The following is a 22568-nucleotide window of genomic DNA, read 5'->3' as shown; positions in this document are numbered from 1 at the left end:
CATTCACCACACTAATTATTTGTTAATATTAGTACCAGCACATGGATTTTATGAATAATTTACTATTAATTTCAGGAAATGGATAAAATATTAGACAAAATAATTAATTTTCTTGATAATAAATCAATACATTTTGGCTTAAGGACTTCTATACTTATCATTTCTATCTTTGTTCTAACTACTTGTGACTACTATTTTGAATTTTCTTATGATTACCATCTAAGTAATAAAATAGAAAAATTAGAATCAATTGATAATCTAAAAAAAATATATAAAAATGATGCTCAAAAACTTACGGAATTGACTGAATTAGAAGATCGGATTTATAAAAGAAGACACTATTCTGATAGGTTACGGGATTTGGATTTAAATCAACTCAATCTTTTTAAAAAATCAGATAAAACTGAAATTAAAAGTCCAGTTATTAAAAATGATAATACACCTGCTAAAATAAATGTTCGGTCATTGTTTTGGATGGTTTTGACATCTAATTATTTTTTTATTATTTTGATTATTGGCTTAATAATTATGCCTTTTACTGGTTCTGTTCATAGAGAGTTAAAAAATATTTTAGGCTCTATTGCGGGAATAATTATCATTATTGGCATTATATATATAGTCACTGGGATTGCTTATAAGATTCCTTTGTTATGGAATAGACCATACTTGAATTATATACTTAATATATTAATTCACTCACCTTTCATTTACTTGATGTTTTGGTTTAATAAAGCAGGGAAAAACTAGTATTTATACGTAGAAGAGAGCGTGTGGGAACACAAATTTTAAAACACGTTGAAAAAATAGCAAAAGAAAAAGGAGCAGAAATTTCAATGCTTGATACGTTTGATTTCCAAGCAGAGGAATTTTATTTAAAAAACGGATACAAACAGGTTGGTGAAATTAAAAATTTTCCAATAGGATGTAGACGAATATATTTCTCCAAAGAACTAGCCTAATAAAGATCCCTATCTTTCAATTATACTAAATTTCCATTATTGATAATATCGCTACACCTCCTGTACACCTCTCCCCTCTTGAGAGCTTATAAACAAAGAGAAGTTAGATATTGTATCGGGAAATAAATGACAATACAAGATTTAGTTGGTGATTATTCAATTTCGGGAAAGAATCAAGACGAAAACCATGAAATAACCTATAAAGGTATTTTGAGTTTATCTTTGGATAAAAACAACCGAATTAAAGCAAAGTGGCTTATTAATAATTCACAAGAACAAAAAGGTTCTGGTTTCTTTAAAGACAATATTCTGGTCATAAATTTCAGCTATAAAGGTGAAGACAACAAAACTTACAAGGGAGTTGCTGTCTATCGATGCATAACTAAAGATGTTTTGGATGGATTTTGGTCGGAAAAAAACGGAAATCCGCTCTATTTAGGAGCTGAGCATTGTTTGAGGATAAAAAGTACTGAAAAGCTAAACTAAGTTCAAGGAATAAAAAATTATCGTTTTATGAACGCGGTTTAGCCAAGTTTCTATCGTACATAACAATAGTTCCTGCCACGGCAACATTTAAACTTTTTACTGATTTGAATTTTACTAAATGGTGGCATTTTTCCATTACTTTTTTGGATAAACCGTGATCTTCTGCGCCTAATAAATAAACACAACGTCTTGGATGTTCGTAGGTTTCTAAATCAGAAGCTCTTTCGTTTAGTTCAACACCTACTAATCGCGCTCCTTTAGGTAAGTTTTCAAGAAATGCTTCAAAAGTATCGTAATGAAAATAAGGAATTGCTTTTACGGCATCGTGAGTATCACAGGCTTGTTTGGCATATCGATTTCCTATGGTAAATATAAAAGTAGCGCCTAAGTTTTGAGCTGATCGCCACAAAACACCCAAATTTTCAGGCGTTTTACCATTTTGTATTCCTATTCCAAAGTATTCGTTTGTAAAATTATCATTCATAAGGGCAAAAATACAAACTGTCTAAGTATAAATCAATTTTTTATCTATGACTAGGGAAATTATATTCATTATACTGTTTATCATTTTTGCTTCATAGCTGATATGTCAAATAATTACGAAATTCGTTTAATTCTAATTTACCACCAATAAAACACTTGAATTCAATGCTTTACCAAACATAGCTGTATCGAATTCTATGGCGTATTATTCTTTGGCGGAAAAAAGAAATGCGAAGGCTTGCTTAAAAAATATCTAAAAATTGCACGTGCCACTTGTCTCAATTCTAAAAGAGGAATGTTTCGCGAACGAAATGCAAGACCAAGTGACAAACTAAAACTTACCATAAAATTGACTAAACCGATAATCCCAATCCCCAAAATAGACCAGAAAAACATCCATTCAGTGACATAAAAATCGGCTCCATATAATGCCATTGCAAAATTTCCACTAGCAAAAGTAATATGCCTGATATCGATATTTAATCCGAAGAAAATTCCAATGAAAACAGTACTTCCCATAAAAACACCAAACCAAAAATTGGAAATAATTCCTGCCCATTTTTTCTCATATAACGATGCTAGTTTCTTAGTCCACTTTTTACCTAAGCTTAACTTCAACAATGGATGTTCCTGAATACGATAGTAAATATGGTTGTGTTTATCGCGATTGGCAATACTACCGGCAATAATTCCAGATAAAAACAAAAAGACTCCTGCTATAGCCGCGTGAAATATTGCTGCTGAGTAAATAGGATTTAAATCGTAAATTAACGTCGGCCACTTTTCTTTGGCAATATTGACATGAAATGTTTGATTGATAAGCCAGATTCCAAGCAATGAAACTGGAAAAGCTATCATTACATTCCCAACAAATGCTATAAATTGTGAACGAAATACTCGTGCAAAGAATACGGCAAATTCTTTATACTTATAGTTTTTCTTGTCTTGCGATTTATGCTTAAATCCTTCTTGTAAAGCTCTAACTAATGCAGAAGCTGTCATTGCAGGTTGTTTCGTAGCAAGTGTAAAACCAAGAATATATATAATGATGAATCCTATAGAATAATTCATGCTGTATAGAAAAATATGTCCAAATCCACTGGTATGAACTTTTCCTAGCAAGAGTTTGATGATACAAAGTATTCCAACTATAAAACCTCCTCCTGCTGCTGAGTAAAACATTTTATAGTATTCCTTACGATCATTGGTAATATAATGTTCGCCAGTATTGGCAGTATGCTGTGTTATTTCGTATGATAAAAGCTGGGTACTTTCATTGACCAGTTTCTGAATATTGTTTTTATCGCAATTGTATTTAATAAGTTTATACGAAAGTGAAATCGTATTTCTTTTAGCCTCTTCATTATTACCTTGTATTAAAAGCGGCAACAATGCTTTTAAACGCTGAAGCTGCTGGCGGATTCGTAAAAGGCTTTGATTAACATGTAATGAAATTCCAAATTTACTGCTGTTTTTAAATGCAGTTTCTATATAATCTACGCACTGTTTGTGCAGAATAATTAATTGTTTGTAGCCTAAATCATATTCATTAATTGATTTTTCAGAAGATTCGATTAGTCTCTCATTCATTAGCAATAATTCTCGCTGAAAAGCGATAAATGGACTTTCGAGATTTTCATATTCTGGAACCATGCGTATTACATCTGTTTCCATTGCAGAACCACAAATTCTGTAGGTAAGAACTTCCATTGCAAAAATAAGCTCATTAAACGATGAGTTATCTTCATCGGTTTCATAAATAGGACGAAACTGCAACAATGAAAAAAGCTCGAATATTTGTTCTTGCGGTATTTTTTTAATCCATATTGGATCAGTATTGACAAAGAATATCTGATTTAAGATAAATTGTAATGTATCTTTTTCAGGCTGTTCGGGAATTAACTTGGCGAAAATCCTTTTTCGGACTTCAAAAAAGAAATTAGCATCTTGAAGAATTCCTGCATCTGAAAGAATTTTATTGAACTTCTTTTTTTCTAAATGAGCGTTGATGCAAACCATCAATCCTTCACGATAATTTTGATTCTCTTGCAGAAGATTAATTAATTCTGACAAATCAACTAAAGCATCTGTTTTTGGATTTTTAGGTCGAATTAAATTTACTAATTCTACTAGCAGCTCTATATTTTCTATTTTAGATTTCCATAACTGGTCATTATTAAAGTTTTTTTCGAAAAAGTATTTTAATGTCATTTTAGGTTTTCTCCTCAATTTCATTCTATCAAGTTTAATTATTGCTGTTTTTACAAATAAACACATTCTTTTTATTAAAAAAGGTCAAATTAGTATTGAATTAAGGCATTTAAATCAATTCTTGATTACATATTGTGTAGAAAAGAATTTTACTTATAAAAAAACTGTCCAAAAATAATCTGGACAGTTTTTAATTTGCTGTTCTAAATAGCTGGTTTATTCAAAAAAATATAATTTAATACCTATATTTTAAATTTTAATTAATTGTTTTTAAAGTTATTCACGATTACCAGAATTAGTTAATGTAAAGATAACCGCTTTTTTCATCAACTGAACCATCGATTTTCACATAACGAAGTATATAAAAATAAGTACCTTCAGGTAGATTATTATCTCCTCCTATTGTCGATCTTCCTTCAGAATAGCCTTTAAAGACCTTATCTGTGTTATCATATCCTTTGACATTGTAAACTTTTGCTCCCCAACGATTAAAAATTGTTACTTCGTTATCAGGATAACATTCGATACCTGCTATTTGGAAGGTGTCATTTTTATTGTCACCATTAACTGAAATCGCATTAAAAACTTTAATAACACAACCACTTAATTTCAGTACAGTTGGGTTATCACCACTTTCGTCAGTATCGTCAGATAAATCCGAAATGGTAACATTTGTATAATTTGTACCTAAAACTGTAGCTTGATTTGCCACTGTTCCCGCATTAACATCTGACTGTTTAATGCTATAGATCCCTTTAAATGTGGTAACATCTCTTTCTCCTGCTGCTAAGCTTATTGGTCCTCCAGTCATCACAATTCCCGGAAGCGGATCTTTGACGGTAATGTTTGTTAAAATTGATTCTCCTTTGTTGATAATGATAAACGAATAAGTAATTGTTTCTCCTGCCTGTACCATACCATCACCATTATTATCATCAAATACTGCATGTTTAATAATAGCAATTTCTGATTTTAGTCTAAAAGAAACTACGGTGCAATCAGGACAAACTGGACTATAATTTGGATCATCAGCACTTACTGGTGTTGGATCTTTTGAATCTGCAATCACAAGAATGCCTTTATCTGTTTGCCCATGAACCTCAGCAGTATTATACACAGCACCCTTAATTAGGTCTTGTGCGGTTATTATATGCAAAGCTGTAAATGTTGTGGCATCGAAAGCTCCTGGTGCCAAACTTGACAAAGGTCCTCCCGTAACCGGTGCTGTTGCATCAGTAAGCATAATATCTCTTAAAGTAACTGTACCTGTATTTTCTACTTTAAAAGTATATAATACGCTGTCTCCTACATTAATTTTGCCATCGTTATTAGTATCTTGATATACACCTTCTTTCCACAACACTAAATTTGATAATTGATTGAATACCGTTACTGTTGGATCATTTGGTCCTACAAGATTTGTATCATCACTATCAGATAACGTTGTTACAGGTATATCTTTAGGCGTTAAGGCCGATACACTTGCTTGATTACTTACTGTTCCATTGTCTGCATCCAATTGTGTTATAATGTATTCTGCCTTAAAAGTGCTAGAGTCGTTTTCTCCAGGTTTAAGAGTAATTGGTCCGCCTGTTACTGCAACGAGCGGATCGATGATTACAATTGTACTAAGTGATACATTACCCGTATTAGTTACAGAAAAACTATACCTAATACTTTCTCCTGCCTGCACAAAACCGTCTCCATTTGTATCATTAAAAACAGCAGACTTTATTAGGGTAATACTTGAAGTCTGAGTAAGAGCTGTAATCGTTGCATCATCATTATCTTGAGCTGTACCCGAAATATCTGTTATGGTACTTAAATCTGTTAATGTACCAATAGTCGTGGCTGTATTGGTTACATTTCCCGTATCGATATCAGATTGCTGAATCGTATAGGCTGCTGTAGCTGTCCCTGTATCTCCAGGTGCCAAAGCAGCTGGTGTGGTTGCCAAATTAACGCTTCCTGTTAAAGCATCGTTGACTACAACATTGCTAAGGCTGACATTTCCTGTATTGGTTACTGCAAAAGTATACGTGATAAGATCGCCAACTTTTCCTGTTCCTCCAACTGCCGCTGTTTTAACAAGGGCAATACCTGAAGCCTGATTAAGAGTTGTAATCGTTGCATCATCATTATCCTGAGCTGTACCCGAAATATCTGTAATGGTACTTAAATCAAGCAATGTACCGATAGTTGTGGCTGTATTGGTCACATTTCCGGTATCGATATCAGCTTGCTGAATCGTATAGGTTGCCGTAGCTGTTCCTGTATCTCCGGGTGCCAATGCAGCTGGTGTGGCTGCCAAATTAACACTTCCTGTTAAAGCATCATTGACCACAACATTGCTAAGGCTGACATTTCCGGTATTGGTTACTGCAAAAGTATACGTGATAAGATCGCCAACTTTTCCTGTTCCTCCAACTGCCGCTGTTTTAACAAGAGCAATACCTGAAGCCTGATTAAGAGCTGTAATCGTTGCATCATCATTATCTTGAGCTGTACCCGAAATATCTGTTATGGTACTTAAATCTGTTAATGTACCTGTAGTTGTGGCTGTATTGGTCACACTTCCTGTATCGATATCAGATTGCTGAATCGTATAGGTTGCCGTAGCTGTTCCTGTATCTCCGGGTGCCAATGCAGCTGGTGTGGCTGCCAAATTAACACTTCCTGTTAAAACATCGTTGACTACAACATTGCTAAGGCTGACATTTCCGGTATTGGTTACTGCAAAAGTATACGTAATAAGATCGCCAACTTTTCCTGTTCCTCCAACTGCCGCTGTTTTAACAAGAGCAATACCTGAAGTCTGAGTAAGAGCTGTAATCGTTACATCATCATTATCTTGAGCTGTACCCGAAATATCTGTTATGGTACTTAAATCTGTTAATGTACCTGTAGTTGTAGCTGTATTGGTCACACTTCCAGTATCGATATCAGATTGCTGAATCGTATAAGCTGCTGTAGCTGTTCCTGTGTCTCCGGGTGCCAACGCAGCTGGTGTGGCTGCCAAATTAACGCTTCCTGTTAAAGCATCGTTGACCACAACATTGCTAAGGCTGACATTTCCTGTATTGGTTACTGCAAAAGTATACGTGATAAGATCGCCAACTTTTCCTGTTCCTCCAACTGCTGCTGTTTTAACAAGAGCAATACCTGAAGTCTGAGTAAGAGCTGTAATCGTTGCATCATCATTATCCTGAGCTGTACCCGAAATATCTGTAATGGTACTTAAATCTGTTAATGTACCAATAGTTGTGGCTGTATTGGTTACATTTCCGGTATCGATATCAGATTGCTGAATCGTATAGGCTGATGTAGCTGTTCCTGTATCTCCAGGTGCCAAAGCAGCTGGTATGGTTGCCAAATTAACGCTTCCTGTTAAAACATCGTTGACTGTAATAGCTGTAAGATCTGAATCACCTGTATTTGTTACACTAAAAGTATAAGTAATAACATCTCCTACTGCACCTGTACCGTCAACTACTGCTGTTTTAACAAGAGCTATTGCAGGTGTTACTACAAGTACTTCAGCAGTTGTAGTATTACAGTTCGATGGGTTTAGATTCTCACAGATTCTATAGTTAACAATATAGTTACCAGATAACGTTCCTGCGTCTACAGTAATTGTTCCGTCTGCATTTAAAGTTAATCCTGCGGGAACATTTACTTCAGATAAAATAATATCTGACGGGTTTAGAATAGTTCCGTTAAGTTTATCATTCAAAAGAACAGAAGTTGTTATACCTCCATTTATTCCGTTTATTGGCATTACGCTATAATTATCCGGTGCTGGATCAATTAGTGCGGGACTCACCACTACAGCAGCGGTAGTTGTATTACAATTAAATGGGTTTAGATTCTCACAAATACTATACGTTATTATATAAGTTTGCGCGGCTGTATTAGGGGCGACTGTAATTGTTCCGTCTGCGTTTAAAGTAAGACCTGCGAAATAATTTCCCGGAGTCAGAGTTACGTCAGCCATATTTACTGCTGCACCATTTAATCTATCATTTGCTAAAACAGAAGTTGTCACACCACCGTTTGTACCGTTTATTGGTAAAAGCGAATAATCATCTGTATTTGCCTCTATTAATGGTGCTGTTACATTTACAGTAACAACGGCATCATCGCAATTATTTGGATTTACTGCTTCACAAATTTGATACTCTAAGGTATAATTTCCAGCTGGTGTTCCTGCATCAACCACTACATTAAATCCTACCAATGTAATCCCCGGAATAGTAGCACTCAAAAAGCTAATATTTACATCTGCAGGTGCAAATGAAGTTCCATTCAAAGTATCATTCGATAATACATTTGTAAAAGAAATTCCTCCATCTGCTCCATTTACGGGATTTCCGGTATCATCATTCGCTGTTATTACTGCTGCTGTTGGCGAATTGACTTTAGCGGTATCTGTACATCCGTTACTGTTTGTCCAGATAAAATTATAAGTTCCCAAAACAGTAAAACCAGTAATATCTGTATTAGCATTATTAGGGTCTACAATTGTTGCTGTACCTGGATTTCCTGCTTGTGCAGTCCATGTTCCTGTACCTGTGGCAGCCATTGTCGCAGTCCCAAACTGAACTGCTACCTGATCAATTCCTGCATAAGCCGTTTTAACGGTTACAGTCGCTGGTAAACTTATCGTTCCTGCTACATCAATTTCATTAAATGTAAAAGAGATTATATCTGCTCCGGCATCAGGATCTAATTTTAATAAGTTTGGATTATAGTCCGAAATTACCTGCCCGGCAGTTACTACAACATTATTATAATATAATACTCCATTAACTGGTAAAGTAACTATCGTAATATCGTTTGTGCTTTCGCTGCCATTTAAAATAATATTTCCAGAATCGCTGCCGGTTAGAATTGGTACATCTATTTTTTGAGATCCACCCGGATCAACTTCGCACGAAGCAGCATCATTAGCAATAGGAATTTTATTTACTCCAAAATTAGCATTACTAACATTAACAGTACTTACTACGATATTATTTAATACACCATTGACAGTACCGTCATTACCAGCGCCAGCTCCTAAATTTTCTCCAGTATTCACCCAATCTGCAGGTAAACTTGCTGCAGGAGGTACAGCACCTATAGTTCCGGCCGTAGTACTTAATACAATACTATAAGTACCTGGAGTTATGGCATTAAAACTGTAAATTCCATTCGCTGCAACGGTTGTATTTGCCTCAACATTTCCTGCACTATTTACTAATATTGCGGTTAAACTTCCGCTTAAATTTGTACCAATACCATCAACAGTATTAGGCGGAATTCCGTTTAGACCGTTGCGATCATCAAAAACATTTCCGCTTAATGACGGAACAAAAATATAATCTTCGACTTCTCCATTTTCAAAAATATCATCATAACCTGTAAAAACTACAGGAATACTAGCTACTACAAGTCTCGTTTTATATAATGAAGTTGCGGTTGCGGGTGGCAAAACTATTACGTTTGCTGTTGAACCCGCTACTCCACTGCCACTGTAAAAAGCTGGATGACCTGCAGCATCAAAATCATCAGCAAAATTTCCGTTATTGTTCCAGTCAAACCATAAACCATAATTTACCGTTGTGCCAGGTGTATTACTACTTAAACTAATACCATAAACGCCGCCTGAACTTGTTGGTGTAATTAATCCATCATCAAAAGTATCAGCAGATGCTGTGGCATTTCTTAAAGGTGCAGGCTCAATACTGATTTTTGCTCCTGCCCATACAGCTCCGTTTGATCCAGATGGTACTCCATCAACAGGACAACTTAACACTCTTGCCTGGGCTGATGGCCACGGAGCTGCTATATCTCCGTAATCGTAACCATCTATACTTCTTACTCTAAAACTTGCTATAGAAGTACATCCGCCATTTGAACCTGTTACACTGTATGTACCTGGTGTACTTACTGTAATGCTGTCTACATTTGTTTCTCCGGTACTCCATGTATAAGTAAGTCCCGGTGCTATTCCTGCTCCATGAAATAAAACAGCAGCGGGAACAATTTGTTTGGCTATCGAAGGACCAGCATAAGAAACTCCTAAATTGGCTGTTCCTGTATCGCTCTTAAAATAATTAACTTCTATAGCATGATACCCTTCGGATAAAACGATTGGTGTTGAAGCAATTTCGGTTGCAGCATGGCTGCCGTCATTACTTACAACTAAAGAACCATCAATATATAAATTACTACCGTCGATACTATTCGTATAAAAAGTATAGCTTCCTGCTGTGGTTATGTTTATAAAACCAGAATATTTAGCTCCGTAATTTACCGAAGTTCCAGTGATGCCGGTAAGACCAGCAAGATTCATTTGTGATGCAAGACCACTATTGGTTGGTTGTTGATTATAAAAACCGTTTGTTACCACAGTAAAATTTGAACTGCTAAAAAGAGACAATGCGTTGTATGCTAAGAATGTTTCATAATTAAGTCCTTGCGTAAATCCTGCAGCACTTAGCGTAACTGAAGAATTTGCACAGCTTAATTTATTATTGCCTGCAATAGTAAAACTTGAAACAACTGATGGACTCACCGTTACAGTAGTGCTGCTGGTTATCTTACATCCAAATTTATCTGTATAAGTACAGGTATAAACTCCGTCATTATCAGCGGTAAGACTTGTTATCTCAAAATTTGCCTGAGTACTTGTAAAACCATTAGGACCTGTCCAACTAATACTTGCAGGAACTGTACCCGCAGGAATAGCAGTAGACGTAAACTGAACTGTCGAACCTATACAAGACTGAGATGGCGTAGGTGTAATATTGATAGCGTCTATTGGCATGTCTACCACAAGAGTTTCAACATAACTACAGCCGTTATCATCGGTAACAGTTAACTTATAACTTCCTGCATTTGCAAGTGTTGGGTTATTTATAACCGGATTGGCCAAATTACTCGTAAATCCGTTAGGGCCTGTCCAGCTATAACTGGTTACAGAAGCATTGTATCCTATTGCGCCACTGGTCAAAGTTATAGCATTAGAAGCACAAGTATGTTCTGCTTTTGGAAACAATACGATGTTACCAAAATCAGAAAAATTACTATAATCTCCTCCTCCGGTCGAAAGCATGTTTTGATAAAAATAAAAATTCCCCGCTGTGTTTTCAATCTTAATTACCTGCCCCTTAACGAAAGTACCTGTAACATTTTTTCTTGCATATTTCCAGCCTGGTATTCCTGGTATCGGTAAAAAATCAGCAGCAGTTATAATAGAACCATCGCCATTAAGCAAAAAATTACCCACAACTGCATCTGGTGCTACAAAACTAAAAAAGGCATTAACTGCCACAGTTGGATATTGAAATGCCAATAAGTGAGTTCCTTTACAATCAGCAATTGGAGTTAACAATCCCCCTCCTATTTCCTGATTAAATCCCCCTATTTTATAAACCATAATGGGTTTATCTGCTTTGAAACTAGCTGCATTAACTCCCGTTGGTAATAAATGCTTTTCGAAATCACCTTTATTTAAAACTACATTTGTTGTTGTCGTACCATCAAAAATGGTTACACTTGTACCATCTTCAGAAGCAAAAATATAGGCTAACTCTCCACCTTGCGAAAGATTGGCTCGTATATGAACATATTCAAGACCAAATTTACTTATTGGCACTAATTGATCTCCTGCATTATCGGCAGCCGTTCCGGAAAAGACCACTAAATCATCATTATAAGTTACTACCACCGGCAAATTACTACTTACTAAACTCCCCGCTAAATGCCTTCCTGTCCTTAATGTAGCTTCAGCAGAATAACTCTGTCCTTTATTTAATGTAATTACAAATGGTACATTTGCTCCATGCCCCACTATGGCTTGCGATGGGGTAATCGTTACTTGTGTATCATCCTGAGTCGCTGTAACTACAAACATCGCTCTCGAGTTAGGAATAGGAGTCGAATTATTGAATGAACTCTGTCCAGGCACAATAAAAGAAGTTCCTAGAGCATTAGGTCCGCGTAAGGGCATAGTTCCATAATTATTATATTGCTCATTCGCATAGTAAGCACCCATTTTTCCATTAACCCTTATTCGCAATCCTCTATCCAAAATAGTATTTGCAGGCTCTACTGTAAAATCATTTATAAAAGGAGTTAAATCAACAGTTCTTGCTGCTCCCGGAGGTACAGCTCCTACAATTGGAGCAAAAGCTGGATTGGCAGGCATATCAATTGTATAAGTGGCATACTCTGTACTCGAAATTCCGGTAAAATGTAATAATTGAGGCGATCTGTAATTGGCATCCCATCTAGGTACACCATACCAGTATTCAAAATCGAATGTTCCTGGTGCAGTTATCTGACCTAAAGTCAATGTAAAATAATCTCCATCTGATAAATCTACTCCGTTAAATTCTAAAAAGTCATTTGAGGCTCCCACAAAACTTGCTCCGGTAATAGGTGTAGCAGATGCAAAACTATTAACATTATTTTTTAATAAAGCAACTGCAGCTAAATTGGGATTTCGAACTAATTCTGGCATATTACCCACGAAAATCCTGATAGTTACATTTGTTAGATTTCCAGATTTGCTCACTCGCCATACTCTTTGCAGACGTTCTCCGTATCCTGAAGGAGCATCTGTAGAACGTAAATTAAGATTTGCTCCGTTATCTCCAGTAACAAAATAGTCCCCATTATTAAGCGGAACAGGATTTTCTAACATTAGAATAGCATCATCATTACCACTTTTTGAAGCGGATATATTAAGTCCTGATCCATCGTCTTTTGTAATTCCTACTACATTATTAGCATAGCCGCTATGTGATGTAGTGCTGGGATATAATACAGTATTAACACTATTAATGTAATCTACTGCTACAGTCTGATCTAATGTTGTACCATATTTTAGAGCCAAATAGCTTTCTATTTGATTTCTCTCAATCGCACTAACATTCCTATTATAAGCAATTACTTCGGCTATACTCCCACCCATTGGTTGTGCGGTATAGGCGCCTTCTGCGCCTAAACTAATCGTTCCCGGTGCAGCAGTAGCAGTTACTCCTGCAGCGGCTGAAGCCTGTTTTCCGTCAAAATAAAAAAAGGCATTTCGGGTGCCTGCCGAAAGGCTAATTGCAGTATTAATAGTTGGTTTTGTTCCTATAGGGATATTACCACCATCTACAAAAGCTCCGCCAAAAAAACGTGCCAGATTATTATATGGTCCTAACAGCCAGTTAGTACTACCTTGCACAGCTCTTCGAACGGTTACGGTAGAACTCGTACTGTTATAAACCACAAAAAAACTATAAGGCCTACTAGTTATAGAGGCTGTCGTAGTCATAGCATCATCAACTAAATCGAAATCGACTGATGGATTACCATTAAAAAGTTCTGAACTAGCGGTGAAACCAGGCTGCAACGAAGCGGTATTTTGCACCGCATCAAAACCGCCGCCACTTTGATCCTGCCAAGTGGTTACAGTGCTGCCGTTTGTGATTACTCCGGCATCGGCCTTAAGCCATAGTCTTAGATTCGCATTTATCCCACCCGGAGCTTGTGCGTACGATATCTCATGAGATACTAAAAATATAAAAAAAACTATGATACAGTTTAAGTACTTATTTCTCATATTTAATGAATAAGTTAAAAATAATATTTGATCTTATGTAATTATTGCTAGTACAACTAGACTTAAAAAATTATTATAAAAAAAGTTATGAGTAAGGCATAACTAGATTGTAAATAAAAAAAAACATCCCTTCGTTGCGAGTTGCAAAAACCCGAGAAATTATTACTGCTATGTATAGATTTGGCTTTTTTTGTGCAGTAATAACTCTATAAAATTACAAATATTTTTTTTTATTTACATAAAAAACAAACCACAATACACTGTATTGCAATACATTAATTTATAATTACTAAATATTAATGCTTTTTTTAGAATTCTTTGTAATTCTGACAAGTAAAAGAAACACGATTTTATAAATTAGCCCAAATGAATACACTATTGTCTAAAAAACTTTGATAGACGTTCAAATTATAAAAATCACTTTCTATGACTATACTTTCATATTTATTCCAGTTGAAATAAAATCTAAATGATTATAAATTTATCCTTTTCAAAGGCATTTCGGCATTAAAATGTAATGTCGTAACATCTTTAAAAGCGTTACCTTCTGCATTCAATTCGCCATAACCCTCAAGAAGTTGGTCTCCTTTTATTTTAAAAGCAACTTCTCTTACTGATTCAACTCCTTCAGAACTAAAAACGTAATAACCTAATAAAATACCATTCTCTAAATGTCCTGTAAAAGTGCCTGAGTTTTTATCTTTATTCCACAAAGAATAAATTAGTTTTCCTTTTATTACCTTTTCGACACTAGTAATTTCTAACGAAATAAAATTATGGTTATCATTAAAAATATAGCAGCCGGTTGTTAGAGGAATTTTATTTTTTACTTGTTGAGATTCCTTTGTAACAGGATTTAAACTTGATTTATCATGATGTACATCTTTGCATTTTATGCTTACAACATATGCAAATACCAACAAAAGCAACTTTTTCATTTTATACTTTTTTTTAATTAATTTGCGACTAGGCGTAATTTTCTAAGCTAATCGCACTATTCCTTTTTTAATCTTTATCCAGCTTTATGTTACTCTTTAAAAATAATTTTAAAACAGCTGCCATGTCCAACTTTGCTGTTTACTTCTAATTTTCCGTTCATAGCATCAATTTGGTTTTTTACCATATGTAACCCTAAACCAGAGCTGTGATCTGCAGCATGAAATGTTTTGAAAATATCAAATAATACGGCGCCATATTTCTTTAAATCTATTCCCAATCCGTTATCTGTCACAGTGAATACTTTTTTCTGATTTTCGATAAAAAAATCAAACTTTACTATTGGCACTCTTTCGGGCGAGGCATATTTTATTGCATTAGTAGTTAAATTCAATAAAACACTTTCTAAATAAGCAGGGTTAAAAATAACCTGAGATCCAATTGCTACATTATTGATAATGGTTACACTCTTTTCGTTTATCTGCGGTGCTATTACCACTAAAATCTTTTTTAAGAACTCACCTAAATCTAAAGATTTTACATTAATGCTTGTATTATTTTGAATGCTCACCACCTCCGATAAATGTGCTATTGTATCGTTAAGATCATTAGAAACAATTCGTATATTCTCGAGGGTTTCTAAAGGGTTGCTATCTTTTATCAAATCATGAACATCGAGCAGCAATTTTATATTACCTATGTGAGATTTTAAATTATGAGAAACGATATGGGTAAAATTTAATAACAGTTTGTTTTGCTCATCATGATGTTTTATTATTTTTTCTAATTCTAATTCTTTTTCAGTTTGAAAATAAACGTCAGTATAAACTCCGGTTACCCGTAACGGTTTGCCTTCTTTGTCTCTCGCAATTACCTGAGCTTTGTCTATAATCCATTTATAATTTCCACTATTAGTCAATACTCTGTAGCAATGTTCGTAAATACTGACTTCTGTGTCAAAACATCTTAGAATAAAAGCCGAGTACATTTCAAGATCATCAGGATGAACTAATTTATACCACATATCCCAATCGTCAATTATATCATCTGATTCTAACTCAATAATTTTTAATGACTCGGCAGAAAAAAAAACTGTATTCATTATTATATCCCAATGCCAAACCCCCATGCCAAAACTTTGTAAGCCCATTTCAAAATTATTATTAGCAATTTTATTTCTCAAAAGGTTCCTTTATCAAATTTTTCATATAGGAATCTACAAGCCAAAGACTCAAACTACAGTCTGAATCCAGCCCTTTATTCGATAACTCCTTTAAACTATTTTGCTCATTTTTAAGAATAGTTTTTTTTTGAGTTATAAAATATAAGTCCGTTATTTTATGAAATAGTTTTATTAGAAAAATCTTAATCATATTTACACTTTAGACATCTTAATTTTAAATATTCTTTTTATGTCTTTTTTTTTACGAAGCATTGGTAATGTAAAATTTTAACTCGTCCCGTATTTCTGATTTTAATTTGGTAGCATCAAACAAAAGGAGATCATCTACCATTTCTAATCTTGATTTTATGTCTTTATTAAAAGCGCAAACAATCAATGGAATACCTCTTTGAAAAATTCGCATAAGATCATATAATTCTTTTTCTGAATTAATGACAAACAGCATAATGGAATAATGGCTAATTACATTGTCGAATTTTTTAAAATTTTTGTAGACATCAAATGCAAAATCTTTTTTTAACTCGTACTTCAAAAACCTAGAAAAACAATGCTGGCTATCATATACGAGTACTTTTTTCTTTTTCATATCTAATTCAATTTGCATTTTTATTCAAGAGAAGCCTGCTCATTCTTTTCTCAGTCCTAAAAAGAATGAGCCTATCTTTTACCAATAAATGACTTCTAGTTAACTTATTACCAATTTTTACATTGCTATAATGATAAACTGACTTCTTCTGTTTTGTTGGTGTTCTTGTTCAGAACATGCTACACCATCGCTGCATTTGTTTATTAATTGACTTTCTCCGTATCCTTTGGCTTGCAATCTATCTTTATCAATACCAGATTTGATCATAAAATCCATTGTAGATTGTGCTCTTCTTTGTGATAATGTTAAGTTATATCCTTTAGAAGCCCGGCTATCTGTATGCGAAGCCACCTCAATTTTCATATTGGGATATTGTTTCATTACCTCGACTACTTTGCTAATATCTAAAGCTGCATCTGGACGAATATCTGATTTGTCTAAATCGAAATAAATCATTTCGATTGCAAAAACTTTGGCTAAATCAGTTCCGGTTGTAATTTTTTCAAGATTTTTTTCTATACCGATATTTACCTCCGTTTTTCCTTCTTCGAATGGTAATGTTACTTTTTCTTCAGTAGTTAAATAATCTTCTTTAATAACTCGTATGTAATATACTTTTCCGCATTCGGCCTTATCGTAGGTAAAACTTCCTTTGTCATTGGTCAAAAACTCTTTTACAACATTCATTTGCTCATCAAGCAATATAACTTTGGCTCCAGCCAAAAGAGATTGTGTTTTTTTGTCTGTAACAGTTCCTGCTATCAGTTGTTCGCAAGACAATTTTTTGGTTTCTGTAAATCCATAAATATCATCATAGCCTTTTCCTCCTTCGCGATTAGACGAGAAATAACCTTTTTGACTAGCTGTACTAATTACAAAGGCAAAATCATCCATTGAGCTGTTTATTGGAGTTCCTACATTAGAAACATTTCCAAAACTTCCGTTTGCATTCATTTTAGATACAAAAACATCTAAACCACCTAATCCCGGATGTCCGTTTGAAGAAAAATAAAGCTCATTCTCTGCCGATATAAACGGAAAAGTTTCTTTGCCCTCAGTATTTATCGTGTTTCCAAGATTTTCTGGAATTCCAAAAAGATCATTGTTATAAATTGTTACTTTATAAATATCAGAATCTCCAAGAGTTCCTGGTCTGTTAGATGCAAAGTATAATGTTTTTTCGTCAGCACTCAACGCCGGATGTGCCGTACTGAAATCATCGCTATTAAAAGGAAGTTCTATTATATTGGTCCATTTACCATTTATAAGGGTTGCTTTGTATATTTTTAACAAATTTTTGCCTTCAGAATCTTTTCCTTTTCTGCCTTCATTATAATTGTTGCGGGTAAAATACATTGTTTTGCCATCTTTGGTAAAAACCGGAGTAGCTTCATTGTATTTAGAATCAACAATATTCGAAAGAGGTTGTGTTTTTTCTAACGTACCATTTGCGCCTATTTTTGCTGTGTATAAAGCTGAAAAAGCCTGATTCGTCCATTTTTGAATGCTTTTTGAAATCCCTCTTTGTTCACGAGTACTTGCAAATACAATTTTATCCTCTAAAAACGAAGTCCCATAATCTGATAGTTCAGAATTTAAATCAAGTGTTTCTATATTATAACGTCCTGAATTTTGAAGAATTACAGCATAATAATCTTTGTTGGCTTCATACAATTTAGCTCTCGAATCATTACTGTTTATTCTATTAAAAGCATTCAGCATTTTATCTGCATTATCATAATCCTCAATTGACTTCAGCGTTTGCGAATAACGATAATAATATTCCGGATCAACAGTTTGATTGAGCAAAAAAAGTGCTTCGTACCATTTATTTGCCTGTGGTAATTGCCCATTAAAATAATAAGCATTTCCTAGTTTTTGAAACAAATCGACTGATTTATAGCCATTTTTAGCTACATTTTCATAGATCTTAATGGCATCAATATAAGCGAACTGTTCATATTCTTTTTCGGCTTTTTTAATTTGACTATTTTGAGCGTGACTTTCTAATCCTAAACCTAAAATTAGGATACATAGTAGTATTTTTGATTTCATTATAAATATCGTTTAGAAGAATCTTGGTGAAACAATCTTATCAAATTTCTTAAACAACTCAAATCGTAGAAAAATTTCATGTGATCCTGAATTGTAGTTGGCTAATTTTGTGGTTTCTGCATCATAGGCATATCCTATAAATAAGCCGTCGCTTACTTGAAAACCAACTAATGCACTTAAAGCCGCACTCCAACGATAGGCAACTCCCGCTGTAAATTTTTCATTAAACAAAAAGTTAGCAGATAAATCGACTTGCAATGGTGCTCCTTCGGTCATTTTTACTAATGCTGATGGTTTGAACTTTAGATTATAATCTAAGTCGAAAACGTGTCCTGCCATGAAGTAATAATGAATTTTCTCTTTGGCAACATAAGTAGACATACCATTATAATGACTGGTTTCTAGTAATGCCGGCGCCGAAAGTCCTACATAAGTATTGTCTGAGTATAAGTAAACCCCTGCTCCAACGTTTGGTGAAAACTTATTATCTATATTTTGCTGATATCTCGGATCTGAAGGATCATAGATATCTAATTTGGTATAATCTACGTTTATTAAATTCGCACTTCCTTTTACTCCAAAAGCTAATTTATATTGGTACGAAACATCGATCGTATACGAGATATCTGCTGCCAAAGTTGTATCGTCTGATGGCCCAATTCGATCATTAACTAACGAAAGTCCTAAACCTACTCTCGAATTTTCTATAGGCGTATGCATAGAAAGTGTTCCTGTTTTTGGTGCTCCTTCGAGCCCTACCCATTGCGTACGATAGAGTCCAAAAATACTCATAACGTCTCGAGAACCCGCATATGCCGGGTTTATAACCGTTGGGTTGTACATATACTGTGTGTATTGCGCATCTTGTTGTGCACTCATATAATTGCTAGTGAGTACAATAATTATCAATAACCCTATTTTTTTAATATTCATTTTAATTATTTTTTTAAAGAATAAATCGAAGTGTTTCTAATTTACAGAGTTGGTTTAACTCTTATGCATTGCAAAGCACTACTGACAAACTCAAATTTTTAATTATCTTGATTTATATATAGATAGCCCGTTTTATCTTTGACCTTGGTATCTGTTTTATATTTTAAAATATAGAAGTAAGTTCCGGTTGGTAAACCTGCGCCTCTATTTACCGTTGCGCGTCCATCTGAGAATCCTCTAAAAACACGATCTGTTTCGTTATATCCGTCAGTACGATAAACCAAAACTCCCCAACGATTATAAATTTCAACACTATTGTCAGGATATTTATTGATACCCTTAATAAAGAAAAAATCATTTTTACCATCGTCATTCGGTGATATCGCATTATAAACAATCAAATCATCTTTCTCTTCCGGAACTTTAGTAACCCTTGCCAAGGTAAAAATGCCATAGCCTGAAACTTGTGCCGTAACCATTGTTTGCGCTGCATCTGTAACACCGCCCTCAGAAATCCATTTTCCTGAAGGAACATCCCATCGTACTATTTGTATTTCTGTATCCTTACTATCCTCATAGATGTAAGAAGGTGTAGTGTCCGGATTTAAAGTAAGAGAAAGCACAATACTAGTAAGTCCTTTATCTTTTGTGATTTCCCAATATTCTTTATTATCGATTAATTGAATATTATCTTCTTTACTGTTATGCGGATAAGCAGGATCTGAATTTTGAAAAAAGTAATGTGATGTATAAGCATCCTGACCATTATCTGAATTGGCATGAATAGATGGGCGATAATATTGTGCATCACCTACAGGATATTCAAATGATGCTGTTCCTATTTTTGTAACTCTTCCATCAACAAAACTGTTGTTGCTTACATTGGCATGCACTGCGTTACTTTCGAAAATTACCCGACCGTTATAGCTATCAGCATCGATAATCCCTTTTTGAAAATCAGCATTCCCAGAAACAGAAATATCTGTTGCTAACAAAAAAGGAACGGATTTATATTTGTTATTAAAAACAACATTTTTAAAACGGGAATAAACAATAAGAGAAGGGATATCTCCGTCGATAATTTGTTCTTCGTTTCCTGTAAAATATGTTGTTCCTTGTTGTGAGGTGGTAAAATCTACTTTGCCATCATTCGTTAAATGATTAAAAAGATGTACTTGCCCATCGTTGATGAATTCTCCCGTAGAAGTATTTTTAAAATCAAAATATACAGAAACCAAAGTTCCTGGTTCAACTTTTATCTGATCCGGATTTAATAGTTGTGCTTGCAGACTCCATGAAGGATAACTAGCCAGAATACCCAGAATCGTCATTTTTTTTATAAATGGAAATTTATTTTTCATAAAAATTCAGTTTACTGCTTTGCGCAGATTAGAAATAAATGAATCTTAAAATGTCTTTTTAAAATTTAATCACTAATATTTTATAATACAAAGAGACAAATTCCAGCAGCCCGAATACGTCAAATAAACAGCAGATTAAGACATGTTTTTTCAATAAAAAACAAGTGAAAGCAATCAATTCGTTTAAAAATTGATCATTGCACTTGTAATATGATTTAGGAAAAAGGAGTACAGTCTTTACTAAAAACTGTACTCCATAATAGTTATTTTTTTTTTGCTGCAATTTCTTGTACCAATTTCTTAAGAGCTTCTAATTCATTTTGTTGCTCTTTTTGATTTTGTTTCAGTAGCAAGATTTCATTTTGCTGCTCTTTTACAGCCTCTACCAATACTGGAATAATTGTAGTATAAGAAACTGAATAGTAACCTTTGTCATCAATCGTAACTGCTTCTGGCAATACTTTCTCAATATCCTGAGCAATTACCCCTAATTGATGTTTTTGATCAAAACTCATATTTTTAAACTCATCAGCTCTCCAGTTATAACCTACTCCTTCTATCTTCATAATTTTATCTAATGCATTTGTGATTGGTGCAATGTCTTTTTTGAATCTTCTGTCTGATGATTGCGACCAAGTAGTTGTTCCTCCTGCAGCACCATTAACATAAAATCTATAAGAAGCGTTTGCATCACCCTGATTGATTGCCAAACTACTATTTGTTCTATTATAAACGAATACCCTATTTTGAAACAAGTTAGCACCTGTTACATGAGATAATTCGAAAATATCGTTTCCTCTTCCATTAAGTGATGCTCCTAAAATCCATCTGTCATTTGATGCATTTCTTATAAAATTAAGTTCTATAGGATTATCATAATTTCCTGTCGAAAGTCCGTTATTAATATGCATGGTATTTCCTCTGATAACACCAACAACATCTAGTTTTTGCCCTGGATCCAGTTTACCAATACCTACGTTACCATTACTAGCAATAGACATACGTTTTTGATTATTAGTCCAAAAATCTAATCCCCATTGGTTTCCGTTTGTTGCTGTTCTATTTGATGTAATTCCTTCTCCACTAGTAGTAGTTCCAAAATATAAACCTGTTCTAGTTGTTCCGTTACCTACCTCTTCACCATCTATTTGTAGTGACTTAGAAATTACCGCATTACCTACAACACTCAATTCTTTACCTGGATTATTAGTTCCAATACCAATTCTCCCCATTTGATAAATATTTTCTGTATTAGAAGTAGCACTGTTTGTTGTACCAGCCACTCTCCAAGGTTCTGCACCAATTGATGCAGGCATCCAGCTAGTTCCAGCCCAAGCTAAAACTTGGAATGCTGTAGGAGCAACTGTACTTATTGGTCGACCTTGTAATTGATTTGCATTCCATAAATTTGTTGTATTTAATGCTGATATTACACGATTTGTATTGTCTACTGCTATACCTGTACCAGCTGTATATACTGGCGCTGGGTTTCCGGCAGGACCTGTTGCTCCTGTTGCTCCAACATCACCTTTATCTCCTTTTGGACCTGCTGCACCAGTGTTTCCTGTTACCCCTATTGGACCTTGCGCTCCAGTTGCTCCTCTTGCACCGGCAGCACCAGTTGCTCCTGCATCTCCTTTAGGACCTGCAACTCCAGCTAAACCTTGTGGTCCTGTTGCTCCAGCATCTCCTTTATCTCCTTTTGTTCCAGCAGTACCAGTTGCTCCTGTTAATCCTATCGGACCTTGAGCTCCTGCATCTCCTTTTGGACCTGCAA

The 22568-nt window shown here is 34.7% G+C and carries 13 protein-coding genes; 3 read left to right on the top strand and 10 right to left on the bottom strand.

Features of this window, described 5'->3' with window-relative positions:
* Positions 1 to 78 precede the first annotated feature (78 nt).
* From B0A81_RS08770 to B0A81_RS08760, 3 genes are all read left to right on the top strand, one after another.
* Positions 79 to 747, top strand: a complete 669-nt coding sequence (locus tag B0A81_RS08770) for a hypothetical protein (protein ID WP_089057675.1) — start codon at positions 79 to 81, stop codon at positions 745 to 747.
* Between the two features lie 23 nt (positions 748 to 770).
* Positions 771 to 959, top strand: coding sequence for a GNAT family N-acetyltransferase (locus B0A81_RS08765; RefSeq protein WP_089057674.1), 189 nt, complete (start codon positions 771 to 773; stop codon positions 957 to 959).
* Between the two features lie 126 nt (positions 960 to 1085).
* Positions 1086 to 1445, top strand: a complete 360-nt coding sequence (locus B0A81_RS08760; protein WP_089057673.1) for a hypothetical protein — start codon at positions 1086 to 1088, stop codon at positions 1443 to 1445.
* Between the two features lie 25 nt (positions 1446 to 1470).
* Here B0A81_RS08760 and B0A81_RS08755 read toward each other — a convergent pair whose 3' ends face one another.
* The 10 genes from B0A81_RS08755 to B0A81_RS21915 form a co-directional block, all read right to left on the bottom strand.
* Entirely contained in the window at positions 1471 to 1929 is a 459-nt protein-coding gene (locus tag B0A81_RS08755) for an RNA methyltransferase (protein ID WP_089055047.1), read from the bottom strand.
* A gap of 194 nt (positions 1930 to 2123) precedes the next feature.
* Entirely contained in the window at positions 2124 to 4139 is a 2016-nt protein-coding gene (locus B0A81_RS08750; protein WP_244281333.1) for a site-specific recombinase, read from the bottom strand.
* Positions 4140 to 4434: 295 nt separating this feature from the next.
* The gene (locus B0A81_RS08745) at positions 4435 to 13737 is read right to left on the bottom strand and encodes a DUF7507 domain-containing protein (RefSeq protein ID WP_089057672.1); all 9303 of its coding nucleotides are present in this window, start codon (positions 13735 to 13737) and stop codon (positions 4435 to 4437) included.
* Between the two features lie 473 nt (positions 13738 to 14210).
* The gene (locus tag B0A81_RS08740) at positions 14211 to 14675 is read right to left on the bottom strand and encodes a hypothetical protein (RefSeq protein ID WP_089057671.1); all 465 of its coding nucleotides are present in this window, start codon (positions 14673 to 14675) and stop codon (positions 14211 to 14213) included.
* Positions 14676 to 14764: 89 nt separating this feature from the next.
* Positions 14765 to 15856 carry a PAS domain-containing sensor histidine kinase gene (locus B0A81_RS08735; protein WP_089057670.1) on the bottom strand — a complete coding sequence of 364 codons (1092 nt, stop codon included), beginning with the start codon at positions 15854 to 15856 and terminating at the stop codon, positions 14765 to 14767.
* Between the two features lie 241 nt (positions 15857 to 16097).
* Complete coding sequence (locus tag B0A81_RS08725) at positions 16098 to 16442, bottom strand: hypothetical protein (protein ID WP_208861312.1); 345 nt, start codon at positions 16440 to 16442, stop codon at positions 16098 to 16100.
* Positions 16443 to 16559: 117 nt separating this feature from the next.
* Positions 16560 to 18497, bottom strand: coding sequence for an OmpA family protein (locus tag B0A81_RS08720; RefSeq protein WP_089057667.1), 1938 nt, complete (start codon positions 18495 to 18497; stop codon positions 16560 to 16562).
* Positions 18498 to 18509: 12 nt separating this feature from the next.
* Complete coding sequence (locus tag B0A81_RS08715; protein WP_089057666.1) at positions 18510 to 19430, bottom strand: PorP/SprF family type IX secretion system membrane protein; 921 nt, start codon at positions 19428 to 19430, stop codon at positions 18510 to 18512.
* Positions 19431 to 19528: 98 nt separating this feature from the next.
* Complete coding sequence (locus tag B0A81_RS08710) at positions 19529 to 20791, bottom strand: gliding motility-associated C-terminal domain-containing protein (protein ID WP_089057665.1); 1263 nt, start codon at positions 20789 to 20791, stop codon at positions 19529 to 19531.
* A 263-nt stretch (positions 20792 to 21054) separates the two neighbouring features.
* The coding region (locus tag B0A81_RS21915) for a tail fiber domain-containing protein (RefSeq protein WP_208861311.1) at positions 21055 to 22568 on the bottom strand (1514 nt) is incomplete at its 5' end.

It is taken from the genome of Flavobacterium plurextorum (genome assembly GCF_002217395.1).
Taxonomy (GTDB): Bacteria; Bacteroidota; Bacteroidia; order Flavobacteriales; family Flavobacteriaceae; genus Flavobacterium; species Flavobacterium plurextorum.
The sequence above is the reverse complement of the archived record's forward strand: the minus strand, read 5'-3'. Positions and strand labels throughout refer to the sequence as shown.

Coding starts and splice junctions, on each gene's coding strand:
- B0A81_RS08770 (WP_089057675.1), top strand. CDS start 79: ATGGATAAAATATTAGACAAAATAATTAATTTTCTTGATAATAAATCA.
- B0A81_RS08760 (WP_089057673.1), top strand. CDS start 1,086: ATGACAATACAAGATTTAGTTGGTGATTATTCAATTTCGGGAAAGAAT.
- B0A81_RS08755 (WP_089055047.1), bottom strand. CDS start 1,929: ATGAATGATAATTTTACAAACGAATACTTTGGAATAGGAATACAAAAT.
- B0A81_RS08750 (WP_244281333.1), bottom strand. CDS start 4,139: ATGACATTAAAATACTTTTTCGAAAAAAACTTTAATAATGACCAGTTA.
- B0A81_RS08745 (WP_089057672.1), bottom strand. CDS start 13,737: ATGAGAAATAAGTACTTAAACTGTATCATAGTTTTTTTTATATTTTTA.
- B0A81_RS08740 (WP_089057671.1), bottom strand. CDS start 14,675: ATGAAAAAGTTGCTTTTGTTGGTATTTGCATATGTTGTAAGCATAAAA.
- B0A81_RS08725 (WP_208861312.1), bottom strand. CDS start 16,442: ATGAAAAAGAAAAAAGTACTCGTATATGATAGCCAGCATTGTTTTTCT.
- B0A81_RS08720 (WP_089057667.1), bottom strand. CDS start 18,497: ATGAAATCAAAAATACTACTATGTATCCTAATTTTAGGTTTAGGATTA.
- B0A81_RS08715 (WP_089057666.1), bottom strand. CDS start 19,430: ATGAATATTAAAAAAATAGGGTTATTGATAATTATTGTACTCACTAGC.
- B0A81_RS08710 (WP_089057665.1), bottom strand. CDS start 20,791: ATGAAAAATAAATTTCCATTTATAAAAAAAATGACGATTCTGGGTATT.